Raw genomic sequence first — 4,961 nt, forward strand, 5'->3', positions numbered from 1 at the left:
CGCAAGCCGTCGGGCGGCGGCGGGGATGCGCCGGCGGACAACGGACCCGGCGAGGCCTGAACACACGCGCGAGGCGGAGCGATGCGCATGCCGATGGTTGCATACGTCGGCCTGGGAGCCAACCTGGGCGACGCGGCGCGCACCGTGCCGGCCGCCTTGCGTGACCTCGGCGCGCGGCCGGGTGTGGAACTCGTGCAGGCGTCGCCTCTGTATCGCACGCAGCCGCTGGACGCCGGCGGGCCCGATTTCATCAACGCGGTGGCCGAGCTCCGCACCACCCTGAGCGCGCCCGCGCTGCTCGACACGCTGCTCGGCGTCGAGGCCGCGCACGGGCGCGAACGGCCCTACCGCAACGCGCCGCGCACGCTGGACCTGGACCTGCTGCTGTACGGCGACGCGCGCATCGACAGCCCACGGCTCACGGTGCCGCACCCGCGCCTGCGCGAGCGTGCCTTCGTGCTGGTGCCGCTGGCGCAGATCGCGCCGCAGCGGGTCTTGCCGGCTTGGCTGGCCAGCGTCGCGGACCAGGCCATCACGCGGCTCTGAACCGCTCGGCGGCCATTACCTCCCGCGTCATTGGCGCGATGACGCTGACGCTCCATCATCGAAGCAACAGACAAAGTTCTTCGACACCCAAAGGAGCATCACATGACAGACACCGGACTCATCGCACTCGCGTGCGGACTCATCATCGGCTTGGGCGCCATCGGCGCCTGCATGGGCATCGGCACCATGGGCGGCCGCTTCATCGACGGCGCCGTTCGGCAGCCCGAAATGATGGAACCGCTGCAAACCAAGATGTTCCTGCTGGCCGGCCTCATCGACGCCAACTTCCTGATCGGCGTGGGCATCGCGATGATGTTCGTGTTCTCGAACCCGTTCGCCAAGTAGGCCGGCGCGGGCTCATCAGGGCCCGTACACCGCATCGCGCACCTCGGCCGGGTAGCGCCCGGCCGATGCCATGCCTTCGAACGCGGTGTTCGTCAGTTCTGCCACCGCCAGTCCGCGCGCGCGGTCCAGGAACCAGCTGTGGCCGTAGGCGCCGCCCCACTGCAGCGTGCCTGCCGATTGCGGGCTCTGCGCCGCCGCCGGATCCACCAGCACCGCGCCGCCGTAGCCGAAGCCCCAGCCCGGCCCCTGCGTCTGGGCCTGCGGCCCGACGTGGGGCTGCGCCATCAGCGCCACCGTTGCGGGCCGCAGCAGGCGCCCGGCCAGCAGGTTCTGCAGGAACGCGAGCAGGTCGCCCGCGGTCCCGGCCATGCCGGCGCCGCCGGACGGGTAGGAGGCGGGATCGAAGAGCCGCTCGGGTGCGAACGGCACCCGCGCTCCCATCCCGGGGAAGGGCACCAGCGCGTGCGCGCCCATGCGCGTGGGCTGCGGCTGCGCGTCGCCGTAATGCGCCACCAGCCGCGCACGGTCGCGCACGGCGAAACCAGCGTCACGCATGCCGCACGGCTGCGTGACCAGCGCTTCCATGGCTTGCGGCAGCGCCTGGCCGGTGGCCGCGGCGACCACGCCGCCCAGCACGTCGTACGCCATGGAGTAGCTCCAGGCCGCGCCCGGCGCATAGATCAGCGGCGCCTGCGCGAGCCGGCGCATGTTCTCCTGGAAGCCAAGCCCCGGCTGGTCCAGCCCGGCCGACACGTTCAGCCGGTGGTGCGGCCCGCCTTCGGCTTCGATGAAGGCATAGTCCAGCCCGGCGCTGTGCGTCAGCAGCTGGTGGATGGTGATCGCCGGCGCGCTGCCGTCGGGCATGCGCGGCGTGAAGGCAGGCAGCCAGCGCGTGACTGGGTCCTGCAGCCCGATGCGGCCCTGTTCCACCAGGCGCAGCGTGGCCGCGGCCACCAGCGGCTTGGTGAGCGAGGCCCACAGGAACACCGCGTCCTCGGCCATCGGTCGTGCGGCCTCGCGGTCGGCCCAGCCGGCGGCGCGGCGGTAGACCACTTCGCCCTGTTCGGCCACCAGCACCACGGTGCCGACGATGCGGCGCTCTTGCAGCGCGCGGTCGATCGCGCGGTCCAGTCTGTCTGTCATCTGCACATGCATGTCGCGCTCTCCTGGCTTCGATGCATGCGAGCCTACGCAGGCGGCGCCAAAGTGGAAGGCACATAATTTCGCAACATTTCCAACCGGCAGTTGACAATGGTGCGCAACCTTCAGGGCATGGTCTCGTTCGTCGAAAGCGCGGCCGCGGGCAGCTTCACCGCCGCGGCGGCGCGGCTGGGCGTCACGCCGGCGGCGGTCGGCAAGAACGTGATGCGGCTGGAGCAGGAGCTGAAGGTGCGCCTGTTCAACCGCACGACGCGGCGGCTGCAGCTCACGGCGGAGGGGCAGTCCTTCCTGGCCGAGGCGCGCGATGCATTGCAGGCGCTGGACCGCGCGGTGGAGAACCTCACGCGCACGGGCAGTCAGCCGGCCGGACGCGTGCGCATCTCGTCGAGCACCACCTTCGGCCGGCGCTTCGTGCTGCCGCTGCTGCCGCAGCTGGCCAGGCGGCATCCGCAGCTGCAGGTGGAACTGAGCCTGGACAACCGGGTGATCGACGTCGTGGAGGAGGGCTATGACATCGTGGTGCGCGGCGGCATCCTGCGCGACTCGACGCTGGTCGCGCGCCGCATCTGCCGGCTGCATTCGGTGCTGGTGGCCTCGCCGGCGTACCTGCGCAAGCACGGTGTGCCGGCCAGCCCCGACGATCTGCTGTCGCACCGGCTGCTCGGCATCCGCTTCGCGTCGGGCGACGTGGCCGAATGGAGCTTCAGCACGCCCGGCGGCGGGCGCATCGCGTGGTCGCCGCCCGCGCAGGTGTGGAGCTCGGATCCGGACGCCTTCCTCGACGTGGTGGTGGCCGGCGAAGGCATTTGCCAGGCCGCCCTGTTCCTGGCTGCGCCGCTGCTGCGTGCCGGCAAGCTGCGCACCGTGCTGGCGGGCCAGTACCACCACGGCGAGCGCGACATGATGCTGTGCTATCCGCACCGCAAGCTGCTGAGCCCGCGCGTGCGGGTGGTGGTCGACCACCTTGCTGCGGGTTTCCGGGAAGAGCCGGACCTGCGGTTGGACCCGGCCGCCATGCCGCGCGCGTGGCGCGCCACGGCCGGATGAGAGGCGGCGTCAGAACCAGCCGACCACGCCGGACTGCGCCGCGTTCTGCGGGTTCGAGCCGGCGTCGCGCACGCGCTGCAGGGCGTTGTCGGTGTCCAGGCCCAGCGCCTTGAGCACGCAGGCGGCAGCCGTGCCGGTACGCCCCATGCCGGCCGCGCAGTGCAGCAGCACCGCGTCGCCGCGCCGCAATGCATCGGCGATGGCACCCACCTCGCGCCGGAAGCCGGCGCCGTCGTCGGGTGCGCCGAAGTTGCGGATCGGCAGGTGCAGCCAGCGGAACGGCACCGTGCCGGCGGCGACAGCGGCGTGGTAGCGCGGCGAGAGCTCCGCCACTTCGGCGCGCGGCGTCAGGCACACCACCAGCGCCAGCTTCGCGCGCTGCGCCTGCGCCTCGAACGACGGCCAGGTTTCGAAGCGGCCGGGCATCGACGACAGCCACATGCGGCCGGGCACGTTCGGCGGCAGCACGACGGGGCGCAGGCTCACGGCGGCGTTCTCACTGCGCGCTGCCGCGCCGCTGGCTGACTTCGAATTCGCTCACCGGCGCGCCGCGGTTGCCCCAGGAGCCGCGGATGAACGACAGCACGGCGGCGATGTCGGCGTCGTTCAGCGCCAGCGCATACGGAGGCATGCCGAACGGCCGCGGGTTGCCCGCTGTGGCCGGCGGAAAGCCGCCATGCAGCAGCACCTGCACCAGGTTGGCCGTGACCGGCAGCGTCACCGCGCGGTTGCCGGCCAGCGGCGGATAGGCGTTGGGCACGCCCTGGCCGTTGTCGCCATGGCATTGCACGCAGTGCTCGCCGTACAGCTTGCCGCCGCGCTCGCGCACCGCGGCGCTGGCGGCCGGCACGACGTAGGGGTCGCTCTCGGCCTGCGCCGGTGCGGGCGGCAGGCCCTTCAGGTAGATCGCCATGGCCTGCAGGTCGGCCGGGGTGAGGTGCTGGGTGCTGTTGAGGACCACCTCGGCCATCGGGCCGAGCACGGTGGCGCGCGGCGCCACGCCGGTCTGTAGCAGCTGGACGATCTGCGCCGTCGGCCACTCGGCCAAACCGGCTTCGGAGCGCGCGCTGAGCGAGGGCGCATACCAGTTCTGCATCGGGATCACGCCGCCCGACAGGTCCATCAGGTTGTGCGTGCCGCCCAGCGCGTTGCGCGGCGAGTGGCAGGCGCCGCAATGGCCCAGGCCGCGCACCAAGTAAGCGCCGCGGTCGGCCACGCCGTTGGCCACGGCGTCCTTGTCGGCCGGGCGGAAGTACAGCGCGCGCCAGACGGCCAGCGCCGTCTGCGTGTTGTACGGCCAGCGCAGCGCGTGGATGCGGTTGCGCTTGCGCACCGGCGGCACGCCGCGCAGGTAGCCGAACAGCGCGTCGGCGTCGGCGCGCGTGACCTGCGTGTAGTAGGGATAGGGAAAGGCCGGGTACAGCAGCCGGCCGTCGGCCGAGCGCCCGTGGTGCAGCGCGCGCCAGAACTGCCCGGGCGTCCAGCGGCCCAGTCCGGTGTCGAGGTCGGGCGTGAGGTTGCTCGCATACAGCGCGCCGAACGGGGTGGCGATGGCACGTCCGCCGGCGAAGGCTTCGCCGCCGCGCTCGGTGTGGCAGCCCATGCAGTTGCCCGCACGCGCCAGGTAGGCGCCGCGCTCCACCTGCTGCGCGGTCGGCGGGCCGGCGGCGCCGTCCTCGATGCGCTCTTCCTGGAAATTGAGCATCCACACCCAGCCGGCCAGCCCGGCCGCCGCCAGCAGCATGACGAAGAGAACGCGCTTCATGGGCGTGCGGCCACGGGCGGTGGCGCGCTGCCGCAGGCGGGCGTGGAGGGCGTCGCGGCGGTTGGCTTGCGCGGCGCCGGCATGGGCCGTGCCCCGC

General features: G+C 72.5%; 6 protein-coding genes. 3 read left to right on the forward strand and 3 right to left on the reverse strand.

What is annotated here, in order from left to right:
* The first annotated feature begins 87 nt into the window (after window positions 1–87).
* On the forward strand, window positions 88–546 hold the full coding sequence (gene folK / locus H0U68_RS17255; protein ID WP_296357810.1) for a 2-amino-4-hydroxy-6-hydroxymethyldihydropteridine diphosphokinase: 459 nt from the start codon (window positions 88–90) through the stop codon (window positions 544–546).
* A gap of 102 nt (window positions 547–648) precedes the next feature.
* Window positions 649–891, forward strand: coding sequence for a F0F1 ATP synthase subunit C (gene atpE / locus H0U68_RS17260; RefSeq protein WP_296357813.1), 243 nt, complete (start codon window positions 649–651; stop codon window positions 889–891).
* Window positions 892–906: 15 nt separating this feature from the next.
* On the opposite strand, the gene H0U68_RS17265 is transcribed toward atpE, so the two are convergent.
* The gene (locus H0U68_RS17265) at window positions 907–2,034 is read right to left on the reverse strand and encodes a serine hydrolase domain-containing protein (protein WP_296357815.1); all 1,128 of its coding nucleotides are present in this window, start codon (window positions 2,032–2,034) and stop codon (window positions 907–909) included.
* Window positions 2,035–2,142: 108 nt separating this feature from the next.
* Between H0U68_RS17265 and H0U68_RS17270 the strand changes: the two genes are divergently transcribed.
* Window positions 2,143–3,099, forward strand: coding sequence for a LysR family transcriptional regulator (locus tag H0U68_RS17270; protein WP_296357817.1), 957 nt, complete (start codon window positions 2,143–2,145; stop codon window positions 3,097–3,099).
* A 9-nt stretch (window positions 3,100–3,108) separates the two neighbouring features.
* Here the strand turns inward: H0U68_RS17270 and H0U68_RS17275 are convergent, their stop codons facing one another.
* Both H0U68_RS17275 and H0U68_RS17280 read right to left on the reverse strand, forming a co-directional pair.
* Window positions 3,109–3,585 (reverse strand): tyrosine-protein phosphatase, encoded by a 477-nt coding sequence (locus tag H0U68_RS17275; RefSeq protein ID WP_296357819.1) that lies wholly within the window; start codon window positions 3,583–3,585, stop codon window positions 3,109–3,111.
* A gap of 10 nt (window positions 3,586–3,595) precedes the next feature.
* Entirely contained in the window at window positions 3,596–4,864 is a 1,269-nt protein-coding gene (locus H0U68_RS17280) for a cytochrome c (RefSeq protein WP_296357822.1), read from the reverse strand.
* Between the last annotated feature and the right edge of the window lie 97 nt (window positions 4,865–4,961).

This window comes from Ramlibacter sp., assembly GCF_013697775.1.
Lineage (GTDB): Bacteria > Pseudomonadota > Gammaproteobacteria > Burkholderiales > Burkholderiaceae_C > Ramlibacter.

What these genes read in the sequence shown, in the direction of transcription:
- folK (WP_296357810.1), top strand. Translation starts at nt 88, where the DNA reads ATGCCGATGGTTGCATACGTCGGCCTGGGAGCCAACCTGGGCGACGCG.
- atpE (WP_296357813.1), top strand. Translation starts at nt 649, where the DNA reads ATGACAGACACCGGACTCATCGCACTCGCGTGCGGACTCATCATCGGC.
- H0U68_RS17265 (WP_296357815.1), bottom strand. Translation starts at nt 2,034, where the DNA reads ATGACAGACAGACTGGACCGCGCGATCGACCGCGCGCTGCAAGAGCGC.
- H0U68_RS17270 (WP_296357817.1), top strand. Translation starts at nt 2,143, where the DNA reads ATGGTGCGCAACCTTCAGGGCATGGTCTCGTTCGTCGAAAGCGCGGCC.
- H0U68_RS17280 (WP_296357822.1), bottom strand. Translation starts at nt 4,864, where the DNA reads ATGAAGCGCGTTCTCTTCGTCATGCTGCTGGCGGCGGCCGGGCTGGCC.